Source organism: Citrobacter sp. CRE-46 (assembly GCF_059615875.1).
Genome location: NZ_CM184341.1, coordinates 41,489 through 67,121 on the forward strand (window position 1 = coordinate 41,489; position 25,633 = coordinate 67,121).

At 50.3% G+C, this 25,633-nt stretch carries 23 protein-coding genes; 14 read left to right on the forward strand and 9 right to left on the reverse strand.

The genetic code is table 11. The features are described from left to right. The first annotated feature begins 80 nt into the window (after positions 1 to 80). The 9 genes from dagR to nlpA all read left to right on the forward strand — a co-directional run bounded on the left by dagR (position 81) and on the right by nlpA (position 9,467). Positions 81 to 2,879: a transcriptional regulator DagR gene (gene dagR / locus AC534G_RS00205; protein ID WP_199950953.1), complete on the forward strand. Its 2,799-nt coding sequence runs from the start codon at positions 81 to 83 to the stop codon at positions 2,877 to 2,879. Positions 2,880 to 2,999: 120 nt separating this feature from the next. Beyond that, the gene (locus tag AC534G_RS00210) at positions 3,000 to 3,425 is read left to right on the forward strand and encodes a PTS sugar transporter subunit IIA (RefSeq protein ID WP_038635600.1); all 426 of its coding nucleotides are present in this window, start codon (positions 3,000 to 3,002) and stop codon (positions 3,423 to 3,425) included. Positions 3,426 to 3,437: 12 nt separating this feature from the next. Further along, the gene (locus AC534G_RS00215; RefSeq protein WP_110496434.1) at positions 3,438 to 3,923 is read left to right on the forward strand and encodes a PTS sugar transporter subunit IIB; all 486 of its coding nucleotides are present in this window, start codon (positions 3,438 to 3,440) and stop codon (positions 3,921 to 3,923) included. 25 nt (positions 3,924 to 3,948) lie between these two features. Beyond that, entirely contained in the window at positions 3,949 to 4,698 is a 750-nt protein-coding gene (locus AC534G_RS00220) for a PTS mannose/fructose/sorbose/N-acetylgalactosamine transporter subunit IIC (RefSeq protein ID WP_003023960.1), read from the forward strand. Next, positions 4,695 to 5,555, forward strand: coding sequence for a PTS system mannose/fructose/sorbose family transporter subunit IID (locus AC534G_RS00225; RefSeq protein WP_005121522.1), 861 nt, complete (start codon positions 4,695 to 4,697; stop codon positions 5,553 to 5,555). Before AC534G_RS00220 ends, AC534G_RS00225 begins: the two co-directional genes overlap by 4 nt. A 3-nt stretch (positions 5,556 to 5,558) precedes the next feature. Beyond that, on the forward strand, positions 5,559 to 6,668 hold the full coding sequence (gene dgaE, locus AC534G_RS00230; RefSeq protein WP_110496436.1) for a D-glucosaminate-6-phosphate ammonia lyase: 1,110 nt from the start codon (positions 5,559 to 5,561) through the stop codon (positions 6,666 to 6,668). Continuing rightward, positions 6,655 to 7,398 (forward strand): 2-dehydro-3-deoxy-phosphogluconate aldolase, encoded by a 744-nt coding sequence (dagF, locus tag AC534G_RS00235; protein ID WP_110496437.1) that lies wholly within the window; start codon positions 6,655 to 6,657, stop codon positions 7,396 to 7,398. The genes dgaE and dagF overlap by 14 nt, the downstream gene beginning before the upstream one ends. 211 nt (positions 7,399 to 7,609) lie before the next feature. Beyond that, on the forward strand, positions 7,610 to 8,524 hold the full coding sequence (locus tag AC534G_RS00240; protein WP_110496439.1) for an Rpn family recombination-promoting nuclease/putative transposase: 915 nt from the start codon (positions 7,610 to 7,612) through the stop codon (positions 8,522 to 8,524). Between the two features lie 124 nt (positions 8,525 to 8,648). Further along, on the forward strand, positions 8,649 to 9,467 hold the full coding sequence (gene nlpA, locus AC534G_RS00245) for a lipoprotein NlpA (protein ID WP_069323679.1): 819 nt from the start codon (positions 8,649 to 8,651) through the stop codon (positions 9,465 to 9,467). A gap of 26 nt (positions 9,468 to 9,493) precedes the next feature. On the opposite strand, the gene AC534G_RS00250 is transcribed toward nlpA, so the two are convergent. Together AC534G_RS00250 and AC534G_RS00255 are read right to left on the reverse strand one after the other, a co-directional pair. Then, a complete protein-coding gene (locus AC534G_RS00250; RefSeq protein ID WP_069323680.1) occupies positions 9,494 to 10,396 on the reverse strand; it encodes a carboxylate/amino acid/amine transporter in 903 nt (300 codons plus the stop codon). Between the two features lie 25 nt (positions 10,397 to 10,421). Next, positions 10,422 to 11,366: a LysR substrate-binding domain-containing protein gene (locus tag AC534G_RS00255; RefSeq protein ID WP_110496441.1), complete on the reverse strand. Its 945-nt coding sequence runs from the start codon at positions 11,364 to 11,366 to the stop codon at positions 10,422 to 10,424. A 147-nt stretch (positions 11,367 to 11,513) separates the two neighbouring features. Here AC534G_RS00255 and AC534G_RS00260 point away from each other — a divergent pair, with 147 nt between their 5' ends. After that, the gene (locus AC534G_RS00260) at positions 11,514 to 12,290 is read left to right on the forward strand and encodes an SDR family NAD(P)-dependent oxidoreductase (RefSeq protein WP_069323682.1); all 777 of its coding nucleotides are present in this window, start codon (positions 11,514 to 11,516) and stop codon (positions 12,288 to 12,290) included. Between the two features lie 70 nt (positions 12,291 to 12,360). Here AC534G_RS00260 and AC534G_RS00265 read toward each other — a convergent pair whose 3' ends face one another. The 3 genes from AC534G_RS00265 to AC534G_RS00275 form a co-directional block, all read right to left on the reverse strand. Continuing rightward, a complete protein-coding gene (locus tag AC534G_RS00265; protein ID WP_038635572.1) occupies positions 12,361 to 13,041 on the reverse strand; it encodes a hydrolase in 681 nt (226 codons plus the stop codon). A 500-nt stretch (positions 13,042 to 13,541) separates the two neighbouring features. Next, on the reverse strand, positions 13,542 to 13,847 hold the full coding sequence (locus AC534G_RS00270) for a putative quinol monooxygenase (RefSeq protein ID WP_042311525.1): 306 nt from the start codon (positions 13,845 to 13,847) through the stop codon (positions 13,542 to 13,544). Between the two features lies 1 nt (position 13,848). Beyond that, complete coding sequence (locus tag AC534G_RS00275; RefSeq protein WP_087857235.1) at positions 13,849 to 14,856, reverse strand: zinc-binding alcohol dehydrogenase family protein; 1,008 nt, start codon at positions 14,854 to 14,856, stop codon at positions 13,849 to 13,851. A 104-nt stretch (positions 14,857 to 14,960) separates the two neighbouring features. Here AC534G_RS00275 and AC534G_RS00280 point away from each other — a divergent pair, with 104 nt between their 5' ends. Next, positions 14,961 to 15,863 carry a LysR family transcriptional regulator gene (locus AC534G_RS00280; RefSeq protein WP_110496443.1) on the forward strand — a complete coding sequence of 301 codons (903 nt, stop codon included), beginning with the start codon at positions 14,961 to 14,963 and terminating at the stop codon, positions 15,861 to 15,863. A gap of 36 nt (positions 15,864 to 15,899) precedes the next feature. On the opposite strand, the gene AC534G_RS00285 is transcribed toward AC534G_RS00280, so the two are convergent. The 3 genes from AC534G_RS00285 to AC534G_RS00295 form a co-directional block, all read right to left on the reverse strand. Continuing rightward, the gene (locus AC534G_RS00285; RefSeq protein ID WP_069323827.1) at positions 15,900 to 17,396 is read right to left on the reverse strand and encodes a C69 family dipeptidase; all 1,497 of its coding nucleotides are present in this window, start codon (positions 17,394 to 17,396) and stop codon (positions 15,900 to 15,902) included. Between the two features lie 341 nt (positions 17,397 to 17,737). Further along, positions 17,738 to 18,202: a YqeJ family protein gene (locus tag AC534G_RS00290; RefSeq protein ID WP_069323685.1), complete on the reverse strand. Its 465-nt coding sequence runs from the start codon at positions 18,200 to 18,202 to the stop codon at positions 17,738 to 17,740. After that, positions 18,199 to 18,972: a winged helix-turn-helix domain-containing protein gene (locus AC534G_RS00295; protein ID WP_085049165.1), complete on the reverse strand. Its 774-nt coding sequence runs from the start codon at positions 18,970 to 18,972 to the stop codon at positions 18,199 to 18,201. Before AC534G_RS00295 ends, AC534G_RS00290 begins: the two co-directional genes overlap by 4 nt. 577 nt (positions 18,973 to 19,549) lie before the next feature. Here AC534G_RS00295 and AC534G_RS00300 point away from each other — a divergent pair. Together AC534G_RS00300 and misL are read left to right on the forward strand one after the other, a co-directional pair. After that, positions 19,550 to 20,167: a helix-turn-helix transcriptional regulator gene (locus AC534G_RS00300; protein WP_038635555.1), complete on the forward strand. Its 618-nt coding sequence runs from the start codon at positions 19,550 to 19,552 to the stop codon at positions 20,165 to 20,167. A gap of 74 nt (positions 20,168 to 20,241) precedes the next feature. Beyond that, positions 20,242 to 23,046 carry an intestinal colonization autotransporter adhesin MisL gene (misL, locus tag AC534G_RS00305; RefSeq protein WP_110496445.1) on the forward strand — a complete coding sequence of 935 codons (2,805 nt, stop codon included), beginning with the start codon at positions 20,242 to 20,244 and terminating at the stop codon, positions 23,044 to 23,046. Positions 23,047 to 23,147: 101 nt separating this feature from the next. On the opposite strand, the gene AC534G_RS00310 is transcribed toward misL, so the two are convergent. Then, a complete protein-coding gene (locus AC534G_RS00310) occupies positions 23,148 to 23,807 on the reverse strand; it encodes a hypothetical protein (RefSeq protein ID WP_110496448.1) in 660 nt (219 codons plus the stop codon). A 1,006-nt stretch (positions 23,808 to 24,813) separates the two neighbouring features. Here AC534G_RS00310 and AC534G_RS00315 point away from each other — a divergent pair. Beyond that, a complete protein-coding gene (locus AC534G_RS00315) occupies positions 24,814 to 25,593 on the forward strand; it encodes a hypothetical protein (protein WP_110496450.1) in 780 nt (259 codons plus the stop codon). Positions 25,594 to 25,633 lie beyond the last annotated feature (40 nt).

The following is a 25,633-nucleotide window of genomic DNA, read 5'->3' on the forward strand; positions in this document are numbered from 1 at the left end:
GTCTGGATGCCGCCTCACTTTCTTGCGCAGCAGAATAGTGTATGTTCTGAACAATCATTTATTTCTTAAGCGGTAAAGAGATGAGACGGATTGAGATAATACTGGGAGAGCTGGAACGGCTGACGCGAGGACTGAATCTTGCCCAACTGGCGCAGGAAACGGCGTTCACCGCGGAGGCCATCGGCTTTAATCTTGGGCTGGCGCGTAACTCGGTCAGTAAAGATCTCAATCAACTCTGGAATGACGGTCTGGCGATTAAAAGTCGCGGACGTCCGGTATTCTTTCTGCATCGTCAGGCGATTGAAACGCTGCTGGGACGCAAACTGGATGAGTCCGAGCGCGAAGTGCAAACCGTTGCCGATCTGTTGCCTGTTCAGGAAGCCCAGGCGACAGACGATCCCTTTTTCGGCCTGATTGGTTACGATCGCAGCCTGCGCGATGCGGTGGAAAAAGGCCGCGCGGCGGTGCTTTATCCCCACGGGCTGCACGTTCTGCTGACCGGTCCTTCCGGCGTGGGCAAAACCTTTTTCGCCGAACTGATGCATCGTTTTGCCTGCGAACGCGCGACGGGAACACCGCCACCGCTGGTCTATTTTAACTGCGCGGAATACGCCCATAACCCGGAGCTGCTCTCTTCACATTTATTTGGCCATCGACAGGGGGCCTTTACCGGCGCAAACGAGAATAAACCGGGGCTGGTCGAGCAGGCTGACGGCGGTTATCTGCTGCTTGATGAAGTGCATCGTCTGCCGTATGAAGGTCAGGAAAAACTGTTCTCAATTCTCGACAAAGGCGAATACCGACCGCTGGGTTCCAGCGCCGTGGCGCGCTCAATTTCGGTCCGTCTGATTTGTGCAACCACCGAACCGGTCAGCTCGGCGCTGCTGCGCACCTTCCAGCGACGTATTCAGGTGTGTATCGACTTACCCGGCATCCGCCAGCGCTCGGTGGAAGAGCAGGTTGAGCTGATCGTCGGCTTTTTACAGCGTGAGAGCCGCAAAATCGAGCGCACGATAAGCATCGACCGTACCCTGCTGCTCTGGCTGCTGAACAAGCCGCTGGAAGGCAATATTGGTCAGCTCAAGAGCGACATTCAGTTTCTCTGCGCCCAGGCCTGGGCCTCGGGGATGACGGAACACAGCGATACGCTACAGCTGGATAAACGTCTGGCAGAAATGCCGTTTAACGCCACGCCGGAACAACGTCTGCTGGTGGGAGCGCTGTTCGAAGGTAAAGAACATCTGAGCATCGATGCCCGTACATTGCCCGCACTGAAAAATTCGCTGGCGACCGGAGCCGAAATTGAAGAGAGCGATCTCTTTTACAGCTTCCTGACCCGGGAATATATCAACCTGCGTAACAGCAACGTACCGCCAGCCGAAACCCTGGCGATACTTAAAAACAAACTCAGCTCGATTTTTGAATACGGCCTCTACAGCCGCGACAGCGTGGCGCATCCCCCGCGCTATGGCGATCAGATAGAAGAACGCGTGACGCTGCTGATCGGCTGCGTTGAGCAAGTGCTTGGTTTCACGCTGCCGGAGAATCTGGTTAACCCGCTGCGCAAGCACTTTCTGGCGCTGATTGGCTACGTGCAGCGCGGGCTTATTCCCCAGCTTTATTCTTCCAGCCTGATCCTCGATCGCTGTAAAGATGAATACGAAAACGCCACGCTGTTATGCCGAAAAATCAACGAACTGCTGCATATTCAGTGTCCGGCGACGGAGGTGGTCTGGCTGTGTCTGTTCCTCAAAGAGTGTCGGCATTACCGCCAACGAATTGACGCCAGCCCGGACTGCGGGGTGATTTTGATTGCCCATGGCGCGACGACCGCCACCAGCCAGGCGCAGTATGTGAATCGCGTGCTGGAGCGCGAGCTGTTCAGCGCTATCGATATGCCTTTCGAGCAGTCGGTGCATGATACGCTGGAAGCCCTGACGCAGATGATCCAGGCCCGGCAATATCGCCGACTGATCCTGATGGTGGATATTGGCTCATTGGTCCATTTTGGCAGCACGATCAGCAAATTATTCCAGATAGACGTTCTGTTGATGCCAAATATTACGCTCACCAGCTTGTTGGAGGTAGGACTGGATTTAAGCTACGAAACCAGTGAGTTACCGCAGCTGGCGGCATTAATGCAGAGCAAAAATATTCCCTGTCAGCTCTGTACGCCGCAGCAGGAAAACTGCGGTAAAGTGCTGGTCATCTCCTGTATTACCGGTATGGGTACGGCGGAAAAAATCAAAAAGGTGCTGGAAGAGAGCTTCGGCGAGCTGATGTCGCAGGACACGCGGATGGTGATACTCGATTACAACGAAGTCCGCAGCCTGGAGCGCGTTCAGCAGGCGATTAACGCCAGCGAGCGTCTGGCGGGGATCGTCGGCACTTTCCAGCCGGGACTGCCGGACATTCCGTTTATCTCGCTCGAGGAGTTGTTCTCTGAGCAGGGACCCGAACTGGTGCTCAGCCTGCTGACGCCGGATCTCTCCAGCAGTGAGCGTCGTCTGGAGATGGAGCGCAGCGCAATGCGTTTCATCAGCGCATTGACCATGGAAAGCATCATTAACCACATTTCGGTGCTTAACCCGCAGCGCATTCTGAAAGAGATGGAAGGTGTGCTGAATCATCTGACCACCGCGCTTTCGCTAAAACCGAGCCGCCAGGTGACACTGCGCTTCCTGATCCACTGCTGCTGTATGGTTGAGCGTATCGTGATTAACCGCAAACCGTTACAGATGGCGTTAGAGAACAAGCCGGATCTTGATATCCGCGCGTTTAGTGTCATTAAATCGGCTTTCCTGCCGATCGAAGAGGCCTATGCCATTCGCTTATCGGACGCGGAATATTTTTATATCTACGAACTGCTGTATAGCTAATCTCTTGTCTGGCGGGGCTTTGCGCCCCGCCAGCATCCACTACTCCCCCGCGTGACACAAATTCTGGCACAGCCTTTGCTCTGTTTACCTATGTCTATGTAATCGAGCCAGGAGGCCATTTTGACTACCACTGAATCCTTGCCCCAGATCCTGCTGCTGACCCATGGCGGCTGGGGGCAACAGCTTTGCAACAGCCTGCGCATGGTGATGGGCGAAATCAAAGGCGTGACCGAAATTGCGTTGATGCCCGTTGATACGCTCGGCGAGTTTTATCAGCGCGTCGAAGTCGTGGTGAAAGCCATGCCGGAAGGCTCACTGATCCTGACCGATTTTATTGGCGGCACCACTTCTAATGTTGCGGCGCGGCTGAGCGCCGATTACCCGGTGGCAGTCATTTCCGGGCTGAATGCCTCTTTGTTACTGGAGGCGCTGGACAAACGCGAGCACGGTCAACTGACCGCCTGTGTGGCCGAACTGGTCGAGGCCGGGCGGAGCAGCTGCCTGGACGTTGTTGCTCACGTACGTCAATTACAACAATCACAATAAGGATTAAACATCATGGCAAACATCGTTTTATGTCGTATCGATAGCCGTCTGATTCATGGCCAGGTTGTGACTAAGTGGGTTGGACAATCTCAGGCAAACCGGATTGCGGTGGTTAGCGATGAGCTGGACGCCGACCCATTTATGAAAAATATCTACCTGATGGCAGCGCCGCCAAATATCAAAGTGGATTGCTTCGGTAACCAGAGTTTTGCCGCCGCATGGAAAGAAAATCAGCTTGGTGACGGCAAGGTCCTGGTGCTGTTCCCCTCTCTGGCTGCGGTCCAGGAGGCGGTCCAGTTGGGTTTTGATGTCTCCACCATTCAGGTCGGTGGGCTGGGCGGTGGGCCAAACCGCAAAGCGGTATTCCAGAACATCACGCTGGATGAAAAAGACGTCGGCATTCTGAGCGACCTGAAAAATCGTGGGATTCAGGTGTTCTTCCAGACTATCCCGGAAGATAAGCCGCAGTCGCTGGACGATATCCTGAAAAAATTCTAATCCTTTGATAACAGGGTACTTAACTATGGATACTTTAGTCTTTGCAAGCCTGATGGGGTTGTATTACTGGTTTGCCCGATTACGCCTTGGCTACACCTTTTCCGCCATGCTGCTGCAGCCGGTGGTGATTGCCGTATTCGTTGGCCTGCTGTTAGGCAACATGGAAACGGCGATGATCATCGGCGCAGGTATGCAACTGGTTTACCTCGGCGTGACCTCTACGCCGGGCGGCAACGTCCCGTCGGATCCGGCGCTGGCTGCCTGTATTTCAATTCCTATCGCCGTGAAGGCCGGAATGGACCCGAACCTGGCCATCGCACTGGCGATCCCGTTTGGCGTTATCGGTGTGTTCCTCGACCAGTTGCGTCGTACGTTAAACGCCGCGTGGGTACATATGGCCGACAAGCACGCGGAAACGGCCAACATGGCGGGGATTATGCGCTGTGCGTTCCTCTACCCGGCGTTACTCGGGCTGGTGCTGCGTTTCCCGGTGGTCTTTGCCGCTAACTATTTTGGTCAGGACGTGGTGGAAAGCTTCCTGAAGCTGATGCCGCACTGGCTCACACACTCCTTTGAAATTATGGGCGGCATTCTGCCGGCGCTGGGCTTTGCCATCACCATTATGGTGATCGGTAAAAAGAGCCTGCTGCCGTGGTTTATCGGCGGATTCTTTGCAGTGCTGTACCTGAAGGTGGACATCATGGCGATGGCAATCTTTGGTACCTGCGTGGCCTTCCTGATTAAAGGTCTGGCGAAAAATGAAGGAGCAGCATGATGAGCAGCGATGTAATGCAGCATGAACTGGTGGAGCGTGCACGTGAAAGCGGTACGCTGACCAAAGCAGATATCACCAAAGCCTGGTTTATCTACTGGCTGGGTGCGGAAGTTTCCAGCTCCTATGAGCGTTTGCAAAGCCTGATTTTCTGCGCCTCGATGACACCGATCATCAAAAAACTATACCCGCAAAAAGAGGAGCAGGTGGAAGCGCTGAAACGCCATCTGAACTTCTTCAACTCGGAGCAAACGTTCGGGGCGGTGATTCAGGGGATTTCCATTGCGATGGAGGAGCAGAAAACGCGCGGCGAGCCGATTAGCGACGCTTCGATCACCGGGATTAAAACTGGCTTAATGGGACCACTGGCCGGGATGGGCGACTCCATTATCTGGGCAGCCGTTATGCCGCTGTTAATTGCTATTTTCATCCCGTTCGCCGCCAATGGCAGCGCGATGGGCGGAATTGTACCGTTAATTCTCTATCCTGCTATTACGCTGGCAATCAGCTACGGCATGGTCCACAAAGGTTATACGCTGGGGCGTGACTCGATTATCGGTCTGCTGCAGGGAGGGCGAATTAAGGAGCTTATCTACGGTGCTAACGTGCTGGGTCTGATCATGATGGGCGCGCTTTCTGCGAGTTACGTCAAGATCACCACCCCGCTAAAACTCAGCGCCCTGAAAGGCTCTGAAGTGGTGGTTCAGCAAATTCTCGACTCTATTGCCCCCGGCCTGTTGCCGCTGGCGGCGGTGTTCGCCATCTACTTTTATCTGGTGAAGAAAGGGCCACGTTACACCACGATCCTGCTGTCAATTGTGGCGCTAAGCGTGGTTTGTTCGCTGTTGGGAGTGCTGTAAACCATGACACAGAATATTTATCAACAACTGGGGCTAAAACAGGTCATTAACGCCTGCGGCAAGATGACGATTCTGGGCGTTTCCAGCGTAGCGCCGGAGGTGATGCAGGCCACCGCGCGGGCGGCCTCAGCCTTTGTTGAAATCGATCGGCTGGTGGACCGTACCGGCGAGCTGGTTTCCCGTTATACCGGCGCGGAGGACAGCTATATCACCTCTTGTGCGTCGGCGGGTATTGCTATCTCTGTCGCCGCAGCCATTACCCGCGGCGACCCGGCGCGAGTCTCGCTAATGCCTGATAGCACGGGTATGGCGAATGAAGTGGTCATGCTGCGCGGGCATAACGTTGACTACGGGGCGCCAATCACCAGCGCCATTCGCCTGGGCGGTGGTCGCGTGGTGGAAGTCGGCTCAAGTAATCTTGCGGCCCGCTGGCAGTTGGAGAGCGCGATTACCGATAACACCGCCGCGCTGTTGTACGTGAAATCGCACCATTGCGTGCAGAAGGGCATGTTGAGCATTGCGGATTTTGTGCAGGTCGCGCAGGTTCACAATCTGCCGCTGATTGTTGATGCCGCCGCCGAGGAGGATTTACACGCCTGGGTGGCGAGCGGGGCGGATATGGTGGTCTACAGCGGGGCAAAAGCCTTTAACGCGCCGACCTCCGGGTTTATCACCGGTAAGAAACAGTGGATTGCCGCGTGTAAAGCGCAGCACCACGGGATTGCCCGGGCGATGAAAATCGGCAAAGAGAATATGGTCGGGCTGGTGTATGCCCTGGAAAACTATCATCAGGGGCAGGTCGTGGTGACTGCTGAGGAACTCCAGCCCGTGGCACAGGCGATATCAGCGATTCCCGGACTGGACGCCGATATCGAACAGGACGAAGCCGGACGCGCCATCTGGCGGATTCGGATCCGCGTGAACGCGCAGACGCTGGGGCAGGATGCTTATGCTGTCGAAGCGCAACTTCGCGGGGGCGATATCGCGATTTACGCTCGTCGTTACAACCTTCATCAGGGCGTTTTTAGTCTTGACCCGCGTACGCTCGCAGAAGGGGAAATGGCGTTGATCGTAGCGCGATTAAAGGAGATTGCAGACCATGCAGCACATTAATTTTTATCGGAATAAAGTGGCCATTAACGTGCTGGCGAAGGATATCGCCAATGCCCGGGAAATCTATGATGCCGCTGAAGGCCATGCGGTGATCGGCGTGCTTTCCGCGCAGTTTACGTCAGTTGATGAGGGCGTTCGGGAAGTTAAACGCTGGATGACGGAGGTGCCGTCGATCTCCGTCGGGTTGGGGGCTGGCGACCCGGCACAGTATTACAAAGCGGCGATGATAGCCTCAGTGGTTCACCCGGCGCACGTCAATCAGACCTTTACCGGCTGCGGGTTTGCGGCAGGGGCGCTGGCGGCCACGGGCGGCGAACAAACCCATATCAATGCGCTGGTCAGCCCGACGGGCACACCGGGGGAGGTGCTGATCTCGACGGGCGTTTGCAGTAGCCAGGGCACGCCTGCCCGCGTTTCCTGTGATGCAGCGGTACGGATGATGTTGGATTCAGGGGCGCACGCGGCGAAGTTTTTCCCCATGGGGGGAGAGCGGTCGCTGCCAGATCTGTACGCACTGGCGACGACCGCTGCGCGCAACGGCATGACGCTGATTGAACCGACGGGCGGGATCGATCTCGATAACTTCGGCATTATCCTGAAAACCTGTCTGGAGGCGGGAGTACCCCGCGTGATGCCACATGTTTACAGCTCGATTATCGATCCACAAACGGGTAATACCCGGCCTGAAGATGTCGCCAGGTTAATGGAGATAGTGAAAGAGATGGTGTGACGTTGTTATCGCCGGATGGTGCATAAAAGATGCCTGGTAAGCGTTAGGTTTCACCGGGCATTTTTGCGAACACCATTCCTGGAAAATGAATACATTGCAAAAGTATGTATTTATCCGCCAAAGCGCCTCGCAGATGAAGAGTTTCCCTGATGTTGGTTGCGTTGCTGGCGAGTAAGGTTCCGTCATCTTGTTCTTTTGGTGACGGATCGCCATGAAAAATCCTACAACTTCTACCCCGCATGATGCAGTTTTTAAAAAGTTCTTAAACCATCCAGAAACGGCGAGGGATTTTCTTGATACCTATCTCCCAGCGTCATTGCGTGAACTTTGCGATCTGAACACACTGAAGCTGGAATCCGGGAGTTTTATTGAGGAAGACCTGCGTGTCAGCTATTCCGATGTACTGTGGTCACTAAAAACAAGGACTGGAAAAGGCTATATCTATGCGTTGAATGAACACCAGAGTTCGCCGGATGCGCATATGGCGTTCCGGATGATGCGTTATGCCATTGCCGCGATGCAGAGCCATCTTGATGCCGGAAACAAAACGCTGCCGCTAGTGGTGCCGATACTTTTTTATCATGGCGTTGCTAGCCCGTACCCTTTTTCACTGTGCTGGCTGGATGAGTTTGACGATTCAGAAACTGCGCGGCAGCTTTATGGCGCGGCTTTTCCGCTGGTAGACATCACAGTGGTGTCTGATGACGAGATTATGCAGCATCGGCGCATGGCGCTACTGGAACTTGTCCAAAAGCATATACGTGAGCGCGATTTGATGGTGCTGGTCGATAAACTGGTTGCTCTGCTGATTAAGGGACACGCTAATGACAGTCAGGTAGAAACGCTATTTAATTACCTGGTACAGTCCGGCAGCGCACCGCGTTTTGAAGCGTTTATTCGCGAGGTTGCCAGGCGTGTTCCCAGGCATAAGGAGAGATTAATGACGATTGCAGAATGCTTACGTGAGTCGGGGCGAAGAACAGGATTGCTGGAAGGCAAACTCGAAGGCAAAAAGGATGAAGCGTTGCGGATCGCCCATGCCATGCTTGAGAAGGGCATCGATCGTGAACTGGTGCTGATGATTACCGGGCTTTCCATTGATGAGCTCACGGCACATTCTGACTAATTATCCTTTTTTCCATTATGCTTTTTTCTTCTTGCTGATGCTTTTTCGTTTTTTAAACCGCAGTGGCCTTCCCGCTATAGTCATTTCATTACTCATCAGGCGGTTATTTCAAAAGGATAAAAACGTGAAACTGAAGATACCTCATTTTGCAGCCGGGACGGTGGTATTACTGGCGGGATTATTGCTGGCAGGGTGCGATCAGCAGAGCAACGACGCGAAACATATTAAAGTGGGCGTGATTAACGGCGCAGAGCAGGACGTGGCGGAGGTCGCGAAGAAAGTAGCCAAAGAGAAATACGGCCTGGACGTCGAGCTGGTGGGCTTCAGCGGTTCATTATTACCCAACGATGCCACTAATCATGGTGAACTGGATGCCAACGTCTTCCAGCATCGTCCGTTCCTTGAACAGGATAATAAAGCGCATAACTATAAGCTGGTGGCGGTGGGAAATACCTTTGTTTTTCCAATGGCCGGTTATTCGAAGAAAATCAAAACGGTAGCGGAACTGAAAGACGGCGCAACGATTGCAATACCTAACGATCCGACCAACCTTGGGCGGGCGCTGTTGTTGCTGCAAAAAGAAAAGTTAATCACCCTGAAAGCGGGGACAGGCCTGCTGCCTACGGCACTGGATATTACTGATAATCCACGGCATCTGAATATCATGGAGCTGGAAGGCGCACAGCTACCACGCGTACTGGACGATCGGAAAGTGGATGTGGCGATTATCAGTACCACTTATATCCAACAAACCGGACTTTCCCCGGTGCATGACAGCGTATTTATCGAAGATAAGAACTCGCCGTATGTGAATATCCTGGTGGCGCGAGAAGACAACAAAGATGCCGAAAACGTGAAAGAATTTCTGCAATCTTATCAATCACCGGAAGTGGCAAAAGCGGCGGAATCCATCTTCAACGGCGGCGCGGTTCCGGGCTGGTAATTAACCCGTTGCCGCGCCGGTTGGGGTTAAACCGCTCTCGCGCGGCGACGTGAGTCCATTGAGATCAGCACTACCGACGAGAGGATCAGCATCGTGCCCAGCCAGTCAGGCAGGGTGAACGTAATGCCTAACAGCAGCAGAGACAACAACGCGCTGCTTAGCGGTTCCGCGCAGCTCAAAATGCTCGCTTTCGGGCCGCCAATCATCTGCGCACCTTTCAGGTACAGGCTAAACGTCAGTGACGTACCGATAACCACCAGATAGAAAAATGCCAGAATCAAACTGCCATTAACGACAAAGTTTGTTCCCTGCCCGGCATAAAACGGTAGCAGGATCATCCCGCCAATTAACATACTCCAGCCAACAACCGGCAGCGTACCGTAGCGCGCGATAAGCGTTGAAGGGTAGGTGGTATAAAACGCGGCGGCAAATGCGGAGGCAATTCCCCAGAACAGCGCGGCAGGTGAGATAGACAGCGATGTCGGGTTACCGTGGGTGACCAACAGGAACGTGCCAATGAGCGAGGTCAGGATCGCGGTTAGCACCAAAATGCCTGGTCGCGCTTTACGTACTACGGAAAACCACGCCACGATGATGGTTGGTGACAAAAATTGCAGTACCGTCGCGGTGGCGGCGTTAGATTTTTCAATAGTTAACAGAAAGGTCAACTGTACGGTAAGCGCGCCTACCACCGAGAAAATCAGCAGGCTAACCGCGTCTTTGCGGTTTTTGATAATGGAGAATACTTTGTCGCCGTGAACGAAGGAGAGCATCAGCAGAATAAGTCCGGCGAAAATCAGACGCGTCATGGTCAGGAACTGAGATGACATCTGACTTTGCTCCATGATGTACTGTGCACAAACGCCCGAACTTCCCCATAATACGGCGGCAATCAGGACGTTCATCATCCCTCTTCTGGTGGAACCCATCTTTCCCTCGGCATGTTGTTTTGTTTTATTTGTGTGCAGGCATCATAGCAGAGATAGCTGCGATTTCTGCCAGCACATCCGCAATCAGCCAGTCATTAAAGATTTTCACTTCCGGACGCATTACCGCGTGTTGCGGCGTGACGATGTAGTATGACCACGCCAGCGGCCAACGGGTGTCGGGATGAAGTTGCACCAGCTGTCCGTCGGTAAGTAACTGCTGAACCAGCGCCCGACGAACGATAGCCACCCCCTGGCCGCTGATTGCCGCCAGGATCACCGCAGAGGTGGAGTTAATGTGCAGTCCACTGTCGCGGACGGCCGGGGCATGGGTAGCGTGCAAGACATCATCCCACGCAGGAAAATGAGCGCCGGGGTGGGGGGTATCGTCGTGGATCAGCTTTTGCGCGGCCAGCCATTCCCCGCAGGCGATTTTATCTACCGGTACCATTCGTGGGCTGCAGACCAGAACGGCTTCTTCATCCATTAACCAGGTTTTATTGACGCCGGGCCAGTCACCTTTGCCGCAGCGTACGCCCAGATCGGCTTCGCCGTGGGCGACATCCATCAGCTTTTCCGTCACATTCAAACGTAATTCGATGTTTTCATGCGTTTGTGAGAAACGATTGAGACGACTCATCAACCAGTTCATGACCAGGACCTGCGACGCGGTAATGATCACCACCGAGCGCGCCCGACGGCCGCGCAGTTTGTTGAGTCCGGATTCCAGGTTATCCAGTCCCAGAGTGATGTCGCGCAATGCGTCCTGTGCTTCGCTGACCAGCGTGAGACGTTCTTTGCCCGTGCGGGTGCGATGTAACAGTGGATGGCCTACCCAATCTTCCAGCGCACGTACCAGTTGACCAACGGCTGCAGGCGTCACGCCCAGTTCCTGCGCCGCGCCGGTGAAGCTGCCATGGCGGGCGGTGGCTTCAAAAGCGTGTAACCATTTTAGCCGATTGAGTGAACGCATCTGCTTTTTTCCATTCTTATTAACTGTTTCCAGTATACGCCAGCGAGATATATTTTCTTTCTTGAGATGCTATTTCTTCTCAGTCGTCAACTCCTGAGCCGAGTGGCATCTTTAGCGCGTCAACGAATTCTTTAAACGAGGTTAACGATGAGCGCATTCTTTGCCGGAAAGAAATTATTAGTGGTGGGTGGGACCAGTGGGATGGGGTTCGAAACGGCGAAACTGATCCTCCAGGGCGGCGGTAGCGTGGTGCTGGTAGGCAACCGCGCCGAGAAAGCGGAACGGGCCCGTCAGGCGTTGGCGGAGCTGGGTGACGTCTCCGTCATTGTGGCAGATCTGATGTCGGAAGCGGGGGTTAGGCAGGTGATGGCAACGGTGAATGCTGATCATAAAGACATCAACCTGTTAGTGAATGCGGCTGGCGTGTTTTTCCCGAAACCTTTTACTGAACATGAAGTTGAAGATTATGAGCTATATATGAGCCTCAATCGGGCGACGTTTTTCATCACCCGCGACGTGGTGCGCAATATGTTGGCAGACAATATAAACGGCGCCATCGTGAATATTGGTTCAATGTGGGCGCAACAAGCGGTGGGCGCGACACCTTCATCGGCCTATTCGATGGCCAAAGCGGGTCTGCATGCTTTAACCAAAAATCTGGCTATTGAGCTGGGTGCGCATGGGATTCGCGTGAACGCCGTTTCGCCAGCGGTCGTGCATACCCCCATCTATGAAGGGTTTATCCCGAAAGAAGATGTACAAGGTGTGATGAGCAGCTTTGACAGTTTCCACCCGATCGGTCGGGTCGGTAAGCCGCTTGACGTTGCCGAAACCGTCGCGTTCCTGCTGTCCGACAAGGCGGGTTGGGTGACTGGCGCTGTCTGGGATGTCGATGGCGGTGTTATGGCTGGACGTAATCGCTGACAGGGGCTGATGTTGCGCATTACAAAACGCCTGCTTATACGAAACAGGCGTTTGTGCAAGATCGGAAAAGTTAAGCGCGCTGAGAGTCCAGCAGCTCGTTATTTTTCACAACATCCTGGGCTTTGGTATAGCTTTCAATCAGTAACTGATAAGCCGGGAAGATTTTGGTATAGACTTCAGCCCATTCCGCTGCGTCTTCCCGATTCCAGGTTTTCTGCAGTTCAGACGCAACCGCGGCAGTATCCATCGGCACGACACCAGCCTGTACGACGCGGGCCATGGTGATCTCCTGCGCCATTTTGCTGTAGGTACCGGAAGCATCGATGACGGCAAAGACTTTATAGCCTTCTGCTACCGCGCTGATGGCCGGGAATGCCATGCATACACTGGTGATGGTACCTGCAATAATTAGCGTCTTACGGCCTGTCGCTTTTACCGCTGCAACAAACTCTTTGTTATCCCAGGCGTTAATTTCACCTTTGCGTGCGACATAATGTGCGTGAGGCGCGTTCTCATGAATTTCCGGAATAAGCGGACCGTTTGGCCCCTGCGGCACAGAGGCGGTGGTAATCACCGGCATTTTGCATAAGGTGGCGATTTTTGCCAGAGCCGTAGCTCTTGCACGCAGTTCAGTCATTGGCATATCGCCAACGGTCTGGAACAGGCCGCTTTGATGATCGATAAGCAACATAACTGCGTCATTGACATCAATCACTGGGCGTTGGCCATTAAAATTAGCGGGTGTAGACATGATCCATTCCTTGTTGTTGCTTTTTGCAGGCTATCTAACCTGCAGTAAAGTCTAAATCGCCTGGGCGATATCCATTTTTGCTCTACAGTTCATTAACCATTATTGACATCTTCATGGTTAATTTCAGGGGGAGGCTAAAGCTATCTTTATCAGAATTGCCTTAGTGAATTAATTTCCTCCTGCCCCATTAAAATAACAATACTTGTTATTATGAAATTATATTTCTGCATTCACATTATTTTATGGTGTGTACTGGAAGTAAGGGGATGGAGATTCGGCGAGTGTTTCTGAGTGATTTATTTTTATATGGTTATTATTATTGTGAAATAAAATGAATATTAACGATATATCTTCAATGTCAATTTTGTGACTAATGCCACAGTTTTCCAGAGGATAATGATCATGTCTATTTTATTTTCTAAGTTATTATTGAGTTAAGTAAATTCTCAAGTTGATATTTATTGTGCTCCCCCGAACAGCAGAGAAGCACGGTATTAATATTACGGCTCTATAGGCGTCAGATAATCCAGTCGTAGCGGCTCGGCCAGTAGATCGTTCATTTGCAATACAAACGACTGGAAATGCGGCAGGGCGATATGTTCGTCCAGGCCAGCCTGACCGCGCCAGGATTCGCGCACATAAAATACATCTGGCGTGTCGCGTAACTGGAACAACGCATACTCAATATTGCCCTCCTCCCGGCGCGTGGGCAGTAAGAGAGCTTGTAGCGCCTGTTTCAGTGCATCGATTTTCCCTGGTTTGGCTTTCAGTACTGCAATAATTGAAATCACTTCTGCATCAGACATGTTAAAACCCCTCCAGCACAATCTTGCCGACCGAGCGACCCGTTTCAATTTGCGCATGCGCTTTTTGCAGATTCGCCGCCGTGATCGCGCCAAAATGTTCACCCAGCGTGGTATGGATGGTGTGGTCGTCGATCAACTGGGCCACGCGGGTCAATAGCTGATGCTGGGCAATGATGTCGTGGGTGGTAAACATCGAACGGGTAAACATAAACTCCCAGTGCAGCGAAATGCTTTTGGCTTTCAGCGGACGCGCATCAAGGGTTTGCGGATCGTCAATCAGCGCCAGTTTCCCCTGTGGAGCCAGGGCAGCAATAATTTGCGAGTAGTGCTGTTCGGTATTATTCAGGCTGGCAACGTGTGTCACCTCTTTAATACCTATCCGTGCCAGCTCTTCCGTCAACGGCTTGCTGTGGTCAATCACATGATGAGCGCCCGCTTCACGTACCCATTTCTGGCTTTCCGCACGTGATGCGGTGCCGATGACGGTCATTTTGGTCAGCTTACTGGCCAGTTGCGTCAGAATAGAACCCACGCCGCCAGCCGCGCCGACAATCAGTAACACATCGCCTTCGTTGCCGTTTTCCTCAATGCCCAGGCGGTCGAAAAGCATTTCCCAGGCGGTGATTGCGGTCAGCGGTAGCGCTGCCGCAGAGGCGTTATCCAGCGATCGCGGTTTCAGCGCGGTGATTCGTTCATCAACTAACTGAAATTCGCTGTTACTGCCCGCACGTCCCAGGGCTCCGGCGTACCAGACTTCATCGCCAGGCGAGAACAAAGTAACGGCTTCGCCCACGGACTTCACCACACCAACGGCATCCCAGCCCAGTACGCGCGGCACATCAGCGTTAAAACCTTCGCGGACCTTGGTATCAACGGGGTTGACGGAAATGGCCTTTACTTCAACCAGCAGGTCATGTCCTGTGGCAACTGGCATGGGCAGGTCAATCTCTTGTAAAAATTCAATGTTATTGCCGTCGGTCGCGGCGCGGGTAATGGCGATGGCTTTCATAGTCTCTCCGGTCACAGGAATCAGTTGAATAATTCGATGGTAAACCGGCAGCAGAACGGGAAAAATAGCCCTACGGCGACAGGACTTATACTCGGGGAGTGAAAATGTTCCGGCTTGAAGATCTCACGTTGTTTGTCCGCGCCGCGGCGCTGAATAGTTTTAGCGATGCGGCACGCGAAGCCGGCGTTCAGCCTGCTCAGGTCAGTTCTGCTATCAAGCGCCTGGAGTCTACGTTGACTATCCGCCTGTTCGCTCGCTCCACGCGCAGCCTGCGCCTGACGCCGGAAGGCGAGATTTGGTTGCCCTATGCCCGCCAGATGCTGGACGTGATGCATGCCGGGCTGCAAAAAATTCAGACCCCGGAAGATGAAGTTTCTGGCACGCTGCAAATCGCCGTTCCTTCCGATCTTGGGCGGAATTTGCTGCTGCCGGTCTTTCAATCTTTTCGACGCCGCTATCCTGCGCTGCGTTTGCGGATCTTTTTCTCCGATCAGGTGACGGATGTCTTTAAAGATCCTGTCGACGTCGCATTTCGTTATGGCAATACCGAAGATGCGTCATATATTGCGCTGCCCGTTGCGCCGGGTAACCGACGCGTGCTGGTGGCGTCACCGGATTGGATTTTACAAAACGGTGCGCCGAAAACCCCGGAAGATTTAGCGCAGCTGAACGCCATGACCTTTGTCTTACGTGGACGCCTGCACGACCGCTGGACTTTTACGCACGACGGCGAGGTCAGCAGTGTGCAGGTCAACGGCACGATTATGAGCGATGATGCCGAAGTGATCCGACGGCTGGCGATTGCGGGTGAGGGGGTTGCCTACAAGTCGTGGCTGGATGTTAGCGAGGATGTACGCGAAGGGCGATTGCAGCTGCTGATGACGGATTATCAGGGAGAGAAAGTCCCGCTGAATATGATTTGCCCGCATCGTAAGCAGCTTTCAACGGCGGTACGCTTGCTGCATGACGCCGTGAAGGCGCGATGTGAAATGCTGGCGCAGAGCTAAGATACGCTTTGCGCCAGTACATTACTGTGGTGTGACTTAGTCTTTTTTCGCTGCGTTAGCAAAGAAAATATCAGACTGAATGTCTTTGGTGCGGATGGTAAACAACTGATTAGTGAGATCTTCCGTTAACTTCTCTGCATCAGCCATTATGCGCAGGTTGAAGTCATTCAGCATTTTATCTGCGGCAGGTTTATTGGTTTTCGCCATCTTCAGATATTCTGCTTCGACCTCTTTTTGCTCCTTCGCCACTTTATCTTCCCACGCTTTGTAGGCCTTTTTGACGATTGGCGCGAGCTTCGGATAATCGGTCATCGTCAGCGTCTGCAATTTACGATATTTCCAGTAGATGGATTGATCGTCAGCCTTATCTGTACCCATTGTATAGTTGGCCGGATATGCTTTCAGGCCGCTGTAGTACGGAACAAAGGCGGTGAGATCGGCCATACCCAGACCAATGTAGGTTGTTTCACCGATCTCTTTTGGCAACCACGGACGTACCTGCATAACGTGCGCTTCATAGGTGCGGAAGACGCTGACCGGACGCCACGGCTCTTTGCCGTTCAGGCCGTTGGTGTACGGGTCATGACTGGTGCCTTCATAGTGGCTACGCAGCACGGCTTTTACATCGTCCAGCGTCATTTTCTTCTCTGGCTTCATGAAGACCGGGAATTCACGTCCTTTGGCCATATCTTGATTTGCGGAAGGATTGAACGTTTTCTGGATGGTCCATACGCGAGGATCGTTATACGTACGGTCACGCTCGTCATCACGGGTATAGGCTTTAGAGAAGTTGAATTTGCCATCTTTCGCCGGTTCGTACAGACCTTTTTCCGTTGCGAACTGAATCAGATTTTTTGACGCCATCATATCCGGGTTTTTAGGATCGTAATCCTGTAGGCGGCCCTGATTACCGGTGGCGAAATATTGGTTATTAGGCAGGCGCTGCGCCATCCACTGGTGGCCGCTGCCGGTTTCCAGGTACCAGATCTCGTTATCGTCGACGACGGCAACGCCAAAGCCTTCGCCCGCACCGACGGTTTCAACAATATGTCCCAGCAGCGCAACGGCGTCACGTGCGGTTTTGCTCTGCGACAGCAGAATATCCGGGATATCGTCTTCAGTGATCCCTTTATCCTCAACGTACGGGTCGGCGGCCAGCGCTTTTGGTGAAGCAAAAATAGATTCTGTTCCACTCACACCAACGCCCAGTTCGTTAAATCCGGTCGCGCCGTGCAGCTGAGTTTTCCAGTTTGGGACGGTGGTATAACGCAGAGAGTTTTTCGGCAGTGGCCAGGTAAAATCATTCGCGCCATTATGTGCTTTGGTGCTGTATACCCCGGTCTGATTCTGTTTTGCCGGATGAATGACAAAATGCTGTGCTTTCAGGGCATCGCTGTCTGCGCTACGGGCGACCAACATGGAGCCGTCCGCGGATGCTTCATTGCCGACCAGCAGGGTCGTACAAGCAAAACCTGATGAAACAACCGCCAAATTTATTGAAAGTGCAATCAGGCACTTTTTAAAAGTAAACATTACGTATCCCTCATATGTACGCCAAAAATACACCGGAAACATACCGTTTCCTGAAATGCGATAACGTCTGAATGCTCAGACATGTCTCGCGAGAGAGATAAACGCCCCTGCCCACGTCTTCTCCAAATATTCATGCGTAGGTTGAAGTCTTCTGGACAAAATAAAACGTCCATTTCGCTTAATTATTACGCAACGAATATCCTGATATTCAGGATGTTTCCTGATTCGCGGTGAAGAATAGAATGGCTTATTAGTGGATTCAGTGACCTGTGTCGCGTAAGTTAATGATGACAAAAGTGAATCCTGTGGCAGCACCGTGCTTTTTGTTTCCGGATATGACGTTACCTTTTGCGGCAATACAGCGAGGGAACATTGGAACTGGCGAAAATCCATGCGCCCTTATACTCCTCCATGACCAGGCTCAGGCTGCGTCCGGTCTGCCGATAAAACCCGGGCAACGTATTGTTGATATCCGCTTCATCGGCCGTGTCGGCGAAGGTTTTGACGACTTGCATGGCCTGTAACACCCGCGCATCACGCTGTTGGGTGTAGCTGAAATAGATGTTCCTGCTGATGTCTGAGGTATTACGCCCATACAGTTTACCGGTAATTGTTGATAATCCTTCCTGGTTGTACATCCGAAATGAAACCGTACCGGCAAAGCGGTTGCTGCCAATATTCCATTCAACATTCCCAACGCAATTCAGCGGCTTTTCGGCATAGCGCGAATACCATAGCCAACTGCCCGAACCGAGCAAGGTAACCAGGCCAATAGTGAGCAAGATTATGTGGCGTGTTTTTTTCATTGCCCGCGCATCCAGTAATAATGGGTAGTACAAAATGCGTGGGCATCAATCCGCGCATCTTTATCGCATACAAATGCCACCATCCTTTCTGCTTTGAGGTAGCCGGATAGAAACACGTGTTTGTTGTTTTCACAGAGAAAAGGATGAAGTTGCATCAGACTGAAATAGCCATGCTGGTCGTACTCATTCGGAGAGTAATAAATTTTGCAGTTTTGCCGCGAAGGGATCTGCATGGAAACAGAGACAAACTTACTAAATGGCATAACCGGGCGAGTCTGATACCACACCAGCCAGATAACCAGAGTAGCAATAACAACACTAACGCTAAATAAAATGTTCCACCAGGAGATCTGCGTCGTTTGTTGTGGTGCGGTAAGAATTACCTTTGCAGGCGCGCGCTCCTCAATAACCGGTGACTGGGAAACGTCACTCTGAGGATCCGTTATCACTTCTACCTGAGTGTTTTCATTCAATCTCAGCCCTCGCCGGGAAATAGTTTTCACCGTATCACGCGGTAGTCCCACTTCCGCCAGCGCATTACGTAACGTCAGAATTGCCTGGTAGAACGTGTTGGTGCTGGTGACATTATTTCTCTCTCCCCAACCCACTATCATCAACGTGTTCTGGGAAACAATGTCACTTGCGTGAGTAATTAAATAGAGAAAACAGAGCGAAGCTGGGAGCTGGAGTTGTATTGTGCGCCCGGTCTGACGATTGACCAGACTTTTGCTATCCGGATTAAATTCGACCAACTGATTGATAAGATACAATTGCCCAGCCCTCAGTAACCAAAACGTATCACAGCGTGTCCTTGTACACCCCTTAAATTTTACATCCAAATCGATAAGACGCCTCACTCTTTGTACATGATCTAAGATAAGAATTTCACTTAGGGGGTAAAAATCCTTCAAATACAATATGTTATTAACTTAATTTCTTAGGTGGGAATTAGCTAATGTTAAATAATGAGAATTCATTACAGTTTTATCTGGGTTATCATTATATTTATCCACAGAGCAACAAGGGTGATTGAGTTATCTGAATTGTGTAATTAACGAGTAACCTTTACAGCGGTTATTTTTTAGCAAATAGTGCTTTTTTAAGATTTATCCTAGGGTTTTAATTTATGCATAAAATTCCTAATGCCCAGATTGTTATTCTGAGATAAAACACAAAAAAACTTAGCGGTATGGCATTGCTTACCGTACGTACATATTAGCGCATCAAGAGTTTATTACATTTTTTTAGGGTTGCTGTTATTAACTGACAAGGAATGTCATACGTGTCGGATTGACACATTTATTTACCGATGAAATATTTATGGAAAAATAACAGGAGTCATTTTTTATGAACAGATCCCCATCACAGAGTATTCGTTGCATAAGCTGTGAATTATCCTGTCAATTATTTCCGGATACTGCGGTACGCGCCAGCTACTGTCACCGTGCCGCTTTTGCGATCTGGCCTGAGGGAAACGGTTTTCTACAACGAGGCGTTATTGAAAAACTTTTGCTTAATAATCAAAACCATTTATCCCGCGGGTTTATTTTTGTGGATTTCTCCTTCCCCAACCTGCGCCTGTTCGCTGACCCGAAATGGGTTGACCGTCTGGCGTATAGCGGTATGCATATTGTTTTGATTGCGGACCGGAACCTGGCGCCGTTAGCCAATTACTGGCTGTCGAAAAGCAATAAAATACAAGGCATTATATATTCTGATGATGATGATGACGTACAGCATCAGAAGATGAGACGATTATTTACGGGTCATCTCGCTAACAGTAAACGTGGGCGCACACTCAACTATACAGAAATGATATTACTGAAGCGATTTGTCTCAGGAAAAAGTATTCAGCAAATTACCCAAATAGATAATATTGATATTAAGAAAATATACGTCTATAAGCTCCGGCTTGAAGATAAGTTGGGCCATAGTATTCATCAAATACTATCGAATATTTTATAACGCATTTCTGATTTTTATTATTTCACATCCTTGCGATGTGGTGGACGCTCTACGCCTGATAGCAGGAGGCTAATATGCCAAATCCCAAATCTTACTCTCGTATTGCCATCGCGGTTTCAGCCGCATTAACGTCTATGGTATTTTCAGCCCATGCAGCCTGGGTTGATGTTGATAGTCTTCCTTCCAGCGGTCTGGTTAGCAGTCTGCCCCCGGAATTGCAGGCAATAATCCCTGCGCAGGCCAATGCCAATTTCGCTAAAACCAGCGCCATGCCAAATTATGTTTATCAGTGGAGTGCGGGCACCATTCCTGTTTATGGTAATGGATTAACGTTAAATGGACCCGGTGCTGAAGCTTTTGAGCACTCTGTTACTGTTATTCAGAACAGCGCGACGGGTAGTCCGGGCGTTATTTTTGGTGACGACCTGACGATCCGCACCCAGTCAAAGAATGCCGCCAATAATGGTAAAGATGTTGACGGTATCCGCACGCATGGGGCCAATACGCCGGATAACCCGGTCTTTATCATCACCGGGGATCGCACCAGTATTTATGTAGACGGTCAGGATGGTGACGGTATTAACGCCGGTTATAACGCAATAGGCCAGGGCTGGATAGGCTCGGCTAATATCTACGTCGGTGATGATCTGTACATCAAAACGACGGGTAACCAGGGGCGTGGTATCACCGCCAATGCCATGCGAGATGCGACGCTTGCCAAAAATACGATTGTCGTTGGCGATCGTGCGCATATTGTGACGACCGGCGACGGCTCTGAAGGTCTTCGCTCCGGGCAGAACGGTTCCTCAATCCTGCTTGGCAATGACGCTACCATCGAGACGTCTGGCGCCTCCTCAACGGGCATTTATGCCGCCACATCTTCTAAAACGGAACTGGGTAATAACGCCACTATTACGGTTAACGGCGCGAGCGCGCATGCGGTCTATTCCACCAACGCGACCGTGAACCTGGGCGACAACGCGACCATTAGCGTGAACAGTTCTGGAAAAGCGGCTTCATACAGCAAAGCGCCACGCGGCCTGTTTGCGATTTCACGCGGGGCGATAAACCTGGCCGGCGGCGCCGCGATTACTATGGTGGGCGACCACAGTACTGAAAGCTATGCCATCAGCACCGAAACGGGCGGCACCGTAGACGGATCCGCCGGTGGACGCTTTCTTATCGACGGCGATCTTCATGCTGCCGGAGGGACAAACGCGACCAGCAGCCTGCCCCAGCAAAACAGTACGATTAAGCTCAACATGACAGACAACTCGCTATGGAGCGGGGCGTCTTATATCACCAGCGCGACTGCCGGGACGGGGGTCATCTCGCTGCAAATGAGCGATGCGACATGGAATATGACCAACAGCTCAACGCTGACCGACCTGACGCTGAACAGTGGGGCAGTGGTTAACTTTGGCCATGCTGACGGCGAACCGTGGCAGACGCTTACGATTAACGAAGATTTTACCGGGAATGGCGGCAAACTGGTTTTCAATACCGTTCTGAATGACGATGCCTCCGAAACCAATAAGTTGACAGTGCTCGGCAACACAGCGGGTAATGCCTTTGTGGCGGTGAACAACATTGGCGGTACCGGGGCGCAGACCGTTGAAGGCATTGAGATAATCGAGGTTGCTGGCAACTCTGACGGCACATTTGAGAAAGCGAGCCGTATTGTCGCCGGGGCGTACGACTATAACGTAGTGCAGAAGGGCAGCAACTGGTATCTGACCAGCTTTATTCCTGCTCCGCCCGATCCGGTGGACCCTGTTGACCCTGATCCCGTAGACCCGGACCCGGTTGATCCGATTATCCCTGATCCGGTCGACCCGGACCCGATCGATCCTGTGGACCCGGTTATTCCTGAGCCGGAAGAGCCTCATGTTCCGCCGGTCACGGAGCAACAGTATCGTCCGGAAGCCGGCAGTTATCTGGCGAACAACTATGCCGCTAACACACTGTTCATGACCCGACTGCACGATCGTCTGGGTGAAACGCAGTACGTCGACATGCTGACGGGCGAGAAAAAAGTGACCAGTCTGTGGATGCGTAACGTTGGCGCGCATACCCGCTTCAAAGACGGTAGCGGGCAGTTGAAAACCCAAAGCAACAGCTACGTCTTACAGTTAGGCGGCGATCTGGCGCAATGGAGTAGCGATGGCCTCGACCGCTGGCATATTGGCGTGATGGCAGGTTATGCCAACAGCCAGAACCGCACGCAGTCCAGCCTGACCGGCTACCACTCTCGTGGTCAGGTCACCGGTTACAGCGTGGGGCTGTACGGCACCTGGTATGCCAATGACGCAGACAAGACCGGCACCTATGTAGATACCTGGGCGCTGTACAACTGGTTTGATAACAAAGTGATGGGTCAGGAGCAGGCGACAGAGAAATATAAATCCAGCGGTATCACCGCCTCGGTCGAAGCCGGTTACAGCTTTAAACTGGGCGAAAGCGAGCGCAATAGCTACTGGCTGCAACCGAAAGCGCAGGTGGTGTGGATGGACGTGCAGGCCGACAGCCATCGCGAAGCGAACGGGACCCGCGTGAAGGATGACACCGATGGCAACCTGATGACTCGTCTGGGCGTGAAAGCCTTTATCAACGGCCATAACGCCATCGATGACGGTAAATCTCGCGAGTTCCAGCCGTTTGTCGAAGCCAACTGGATCCATAACACGCAGACTGCCAGCGTGAAGATGGACGATGTGAGAAACGACATGCGCGGCACGAAGAACATCGGCGAACTGAAAGTGGGAGTTGAAGGCCAAATCACTCCGCGCCTCAACGTATGGAGCAACGTGGCCCAACAGGTTGGCGACAAAGGCTACAGCGATACCCGCGGTATGCTCGGCGTGAAATATAATTTCTAATCTAATGCACTAATGGAAAAGCCGCTGATTAACCGATCGGCGGCTTTATTTTTTGTAGGAATCGTAGTCCGGAGTAAGCGTTAGCGCTATCCGGTTGTGATCTATTGCAAAGGTTGTAGACGTTTCTTTTCTTGCCATGAATAAATTGTCATCAGGCACAAGAAAGAGAAAGTTAATCCCAGAAGAACAGATATAATTAACACTAGCCGAGTACTGTATAGCTGACTATATACTGGTTGCGAAAAAACAATAATGTCATTGCTGTCCAGGTAACGTTTTGTCGTTGTTGCGATAAGAACCATGCGCGCAATCGTTTCAGTTGCTTTCTTATCATTCTGCAACTTATCTAACTCCTGAATGGTGCTATTTACATCATCACTGTACCACTTGATTAATTCAGAGTTTAGTGATGATAGATTATATTTTATCAGCTGATCATCAGCTTTATTGAATGTGGATTTAACTGTAAAAAGGTTGCTTTTTTTTACTTTATCTATGACAAAACCACTATCAAGTTTCGAAGCAAGTAATGTTTTAAACATTTCATCCCGACACTCGTTATCGTCATTACATGAAGTATAAAAAAAAGGGGAGTATATTTTAGGTATAACATCCATAGTAACAGTAAGTTTGTCACTATTAAAATAACAAAACAACCCACCTGACACTATAGAAAGCAATGTGATAGCGCAAATCAATATGTATTTGCGATAAGAAAATTTGATAAAATCATATAGATCAATATCTTCACTGATGCTCATCTAAACTTATTCCATTTCATGAGGTGATGACATTATAAAGTAAATAGGCAACAATAATTGTGCTTATAATGAGAGAATTAATAAATATCTTTGCGGATAATGAGTATTTCATTTTGCTATCATTCGCTCCAATAGTTTAATTTTTGCGTAATGATAATGGAAGAGAATAGAGTATTAAACCCGTATAAAATCTCTTTGAATTTAATGTTGCTAATTTATTGCATTATTAATGCAGTATGTCTGCATTTGTGTTGCAGAGATGTTGTTTTGTGTGGGGGTAATAGTTGTGGAATTATAAAAATTATATAATTCTTATAAAGAAAAATCCCGTTTGGTATCGCTGTTTTTATACCATTAAATTTGTTACAAAATATTTCTATGGGGTTATTTCAGATGGAATATCGAAGTCAGGGAACACAGCATCATTATCTTCGAAACTGAAAAATAAAAATCTTGCCTCAAGCAGTTGCGTGATGTTAACCAGGTCATCCTCTTTCACGCCTGAAGCTAATCGAGATAGAACATTGTGCGAACAGGAAAGATTCATTGCTGTTATCTCTTATGAAGTCTTCAGGGTTTCAACCTGGAAACTGTCTGATTTTTTCTTCTTTTCAAGAAAATTAATTTGTTAATCAATGAAATATTTTAATCGTTAAAGCCAGTACGCGAACACTTAGAAAGCGTTCTGTTAGGCTGTAGATTTTAATTATCTTATTGAATTTTATTGAAATTATTGAAATTATATAATTTATGCAATATGAAAAAAATTTATTTCTAATGCAATGATTTAATGCCTTTTTATACATAAGTAATAATTTGATTAGAATTCTATTAATTCAATCTGCTAATAATGTTTTTAAGAGTTTTTATTTTTATCGATTAAAAATTAATGTCTTCACGATAGGTAAAATTGATTTCACTCCAGCGGTTACTCTATTTAGGATTTTTCGTAATTCCACATGATTTATGAGTTATTAAGAACGATTTTGTTAAGGAGAATAAATTTATGGATGAAAAATACTTAGATGTGTTTTCAACTGTACTCATTTATTCTCAATTATGGCCAGTGGCTGAAGCATTGACGGGGCTATGTTCTAATGAAGATGTACGTGACAGAAACGTTGTGGCCGTAATGTTTCAGGATGATATTTTGATTGAGATTATGCGCGTACAACCAGAACTGGTTATTCTGGATATATCTCCCAGAGCTAGTTGTGCATTGCTCAATAAACTTCGCCATTATCATCCGTCCTTGTCGGTGATAATTACACAACCGCGTTTCTTATTCTCTGATCGTGTAGTTGCAGAATATTTCGGGAATATCTGGCTGAAAGAGTATGACTCTCTATTAGCGGGATATCCCGCAGTGTTGTTACCGGAGCATCTTATCTATGATGCGCTGGCTGGAATCGAATGTGGGGGAACGTCTTTTTATCGCGGGTATACTGAGCTACCTGTTTTGCAGGCAAGTTTAACTGACCGTATACGTTGTCGCCTGTTTGATATTAGTGGTTCCTCTCGTCTGTGTGAAGTAGTGATGGAATGGCTGGCAAAAGGAGTTACGCCATTGGAAACAGGGTTATCCCTGGCTCGCAGTAGCAAGGTAGTTTATCACTATCGTTGGCAGGCTATGCGGTTACTGAATATTCATAACCCTACAAAGGATTTTATTCCGTCGCTGACAGTAGAAATAACGCTGACTGAAAATGAATCGGATCGGTATAGCCGAAGGCATATTTTTATGAATGGCAGGAAAAATCAGGTTATTACGGTTGGTGAAGTATAAGGAGACAATAATGGGACGTCACAGAAGCGGTTTAGCGTCT